Annotated in this window: 2 protein-coding genes; both read left to right on the top strand. The window is 49.7% G+C overall.

Annotation, left to right across the window (positions count from 1 at the left end):
- The coding region (locus MHN01_RS23170) for an efflux RND transporter periplasmic adaptor subunit (protein WP_370646550.1) at positions 1–390 on the top strand (390 nt) is incomplete at its 5' end.
- 73 nt (positions 391–463) lie between these two features.
- On the top strand, positions 464–2,874 hold a 2,411-nt coding region (locus MHN01_RS23165; RefSeq protein ID WP_239413713.1), incomplete at its 3' end, for an efflux RND transporter permease subunit.

Genomic DNA, 2,874 nt, shown 5'->3' with positions numbered 1-2,874 from the left:
GCTACCCGCAACTTCCAGATACAGGCAACTGTGCCTAATCCGGAAGAACTGCTTCGCCCCGGTATGTTCGTTAATGTCAGGATATTGCTTTCTGCTCGAAAACAAGTACTGGCTATTCCATCAACTGCCGTGTTTTATGCGCCTTACAGTGACTCGGCTTTTGTTGTTGAAAGCAATGAAAAAAATGGCGTGTCTGGCAAGGTACTGCGTCAGCAGTTTATTCGCCTAGGGGAAAAGCGTGGAGACTACATATCTGTATTATCTGGCTTGCAGGAAAATGAGGTTGTTGTAAGCAGCGGAGTATTCAAACTAAGTAACGGTCAACCTGTGGTGGTAGACAATACGTTAGCGCCGGATTTCAAGCTTGCACCGAAGCCAGAAAATAACTGATGGCAATTGTGACTTTCCTTATGTGGAGTGATTTAGCTTTGATTGGCGTGGCTGCAAGGGGAATGGTATTTCGATGAGATTCACTGATATCTTCATACGCCGTCCGGTGCTTTCGCTGGTGATCAGTTTTTTGATCATCATTGCCGGGTTGCAGGCCATTCAGTCGTTGAATGTTCGTCAATATCCCCGTAGCGAAAATGCGACGATTACAGTCAGTACGGTATATATCGGCGCAAGTGCTCATTTGGTCAGGGGCTTTATTACCACCCCTTTGGAGCGGGTGATTGCTGCAGCCGATGGCATCGACTACATCGAGTCTCAGAGTGCGTATAGTCTGTCAACGATCAGGGTAAGACTAAAGCTTAATTACGATGCCACCAAGGCACTAGCGGAGATCAGCTCTAAGGTCGATCAGGTACGTAATGATCTTCCGCCTGAAGCAGAAATTCCAACGCTCAATATCGAGTCGGCTGACAGTGAGTTTGCCTCTGCTTATCTGAGTTTTAGCTCCGATGTATTGCTGCAAAATGAAATCACGGATTATCTGGTACGTATCGTTCAACCTCGCCTGAGTGCGATTGAAGGTGTACAGAGAGCCGATATCCTGGGAGCACGCACGTTTGCGATGCGGATCTGGCTTGACCCGGAACGTATGGCCGCCTTCAATATTAGTCCGGCGCAAGTGCGTCAGGCCCTGTCTGCCAATAATTTCTTGTCTGCACTCGGGCAGACGAAAGGGGCTTTAATTCAGGTTAACCTGACAGCAAATACAAACTTGAAATCTGTTGAGGAGTTTAAGCGTCTTGTTATTCGTCAGCAGGACGGGGCAACCGTGCGTATTGAAGATATTGCAGATGTTGTACTGGGGGCAGAAGATTACGATGCGGAAGTGCGCTTTTCAGGGCAGACTGCTGTTTTTATGGGGATTTGGCCATTGCCTAACGCCAATTCTCTCGATGTGATTAAACTGGTACGCGCCGAGATGGCCGCTATTCAAAAAGGGCTGCCTAGCGGCATGTCGGCACGTATAGCCTACGATGCAACGGAATATATCGATAGCGCGATTAACGAGGTGCTTCAGACCTTAGGGGAAACGCTGCTAATCGTGGTGGTGATTATTTATCTTTTCCTTGGCTCTTTCCGCTCTGTGCTCGTGCCTGTGGTGGCTATTCCTCTGTCGTTGATCGGCGCTGTGTTCTTGATGCAGGCCTTCGGATTTACCGTTAATTTACTTACTTTGTTGGCTATTGTGCTCTCGGTTGGGCTAGTGGTCGACGATGCAATTGTGGTGGTCGAAAATGTAGAGCGTCATCTTAGTGAGGGGCAGAGCCCTCTAGATGCGGCCATTCTTGGTGCTCGCGAGCTTGTTGGACCAATTGTCGCGATGACGGTTACGCTCGCTGCTGTTTATGCGCCTATCGGGCTGCAGGGAGGGCTTACCGGTGCGCTCTTTCGCGAGTTTGCCTTCACACTTGCCGGTGCCGTGACTATTTCAGGTATAGTGGCACTGACCCTCTCTCCTATGATGTCGTCGAAACTCCTTGTTCCGGGGATTGAAGAACACGGCTTGGCGGGCAAAGTTGCCAACGGATTTAAACGGCTTCGCTTGATATATGGTCGAATGCTTGATGTCACTCTGAATACGCGTCCCGCCGTTTATATAGTGTGGGGAAGCATTAGCCTGCTGACTGTCCCGATGTTTAAGATGTCACCACAAGAACTGGCGCCTAGTGAGGATCAGGGCGTCATCTTCGGGATCATTGATGCGTCGGCTAATGCTACGCTCGATCAGACTAGCCAGTATGCTGCTGCGGCAAATGAGGCTTTTCACAGCGTGCCCGAGACAGATTTTACCTTTCAAATTACTTTTCCAGCATCGGGCTTTGGCGGGATGGTAACGCGGCCATGGGACGATCGGGAACGTACCGTATTTGAAATTCTCCCTGAAATTCAACAAAAGCTGCAGGTCATTCCCGGTATTCAGATGTTTCCGGTGACGCCGCCTGCGCTGCCTGGTGGTGGGCAGTTTCCGGTGGAGTTCGTCATCGCTTCAACAGTTGAATCCGAGCAGATTTTAGAACTGGCCCAACAAATTCAGTTTAAGGCGATGCAAAGCGGAATGTTTGCCTTCCCGCCTATCATTGACGTCAAGATTGACCAACCACAATCCGAGTATGTGATCGATCGCGATAAAGCGGCCGATCTCGGATTGAGTCTAGAGCAGGTTGGCATCGATCTCGGCGTGATGGTGGGCGGTGATTTCGTTAACCGTTTTGACATTGCCGGGCGTAGCTACAAGGTTATTCCTCAGATCCAGCGTGTGAATCGCCTTAACCCTGAACAATTACAGGATATTTATATCACAGGGCCGGATGGCGGGTTGGTGCCTTTATCGACTATCGCGACCATTGAAGAGTCGACTGTACCAAGATCCCTGAACCGCTTTCAGCAGTTAAACGCAGTCAAAATCAGTGGAGTCTCGAT

The organism is Photobacterium sp. OFAV2-7 (genome assembly GCF_022347985.1).
In the GTDB taxonomy this organism is placed as follows: domain Bacteria; phylum Pseudomonadota; class Gammaproteobacteria; order Enterobacterales; family Vibrionaceae; genus Photobacterium.
Note: the sequence above shows the minus strand (reverse complement) of the source record. Positions and strands in the feature narration are given on the sequence as shown.